We start from the raw sequence: 545 nt of genomic DNA, 5'->3' as shown, positions 1-545 counted from the left end.
AGCGATAAAGACTTACCCGCAGTCATAATATCGGAAAATATTCCCTTAACACTTGAATGATATTGGCTCCACGTCCCATCAAAACCTGTTGTCCAATAGCCATAGGGAAGAGAAAATGATCCCGTTAGAGTATCACTATTGGGACGCTTGTGAGAAAAATGATACGGACCACCATCCATGGAGCGCTGATAGCTAAACGACCATTGACCATTGATCCCTAACAGATCATCAAAAGAAAGGCTCAAGCGCGTTTGATAAAGCCCTGTTGCTTTAGCGCCAAGATTATCGCTGGAAAGCGTAATAAGCCAAGGTTTCTGTTTTTCAATATGAACATCGAGTATCGAACCACCCGAATTGCTCCCCGCACCAAGATTAATGGTGGCTTGGCGTGAGAAAAGCCGATTGATTTGATCAAGCCCTTGCTCTATCTGGCGCAGATTGGTCGGCTTTCCAATAAGGTTTGGAAAAGCCGTGGTGATTTCTCCTTGAAGTCTCCTCTCAACTTTATGCCCATCCAGAGTGATATCTTCCATCACACCTTCAAC

General features: G+C 44.6%; 1 protein-coding gene. It reads right to left on the bottom strand.

Going from position 1 to position 545, the window contains the following annotated elements:
* Nucleotides 1-545, bottom strand: a 545-nt coding sequence (locus tag ACFIK8_RS13010) for a ShlB/FhaC/HecB family hemolysin secretion/activation protein (RefSeq protein WP_375669659.1), incomplete at both ends; no start/stop codon positions are given.

Source organism: Bartonella sp. MR168JLCBS, from assembly GCF_042194175.1.
The sequence above is the reverse complement of the archived record's forward strand: the minus strand, read 5'-3'. Positions and strand labels throughout refer to the sequence as shown.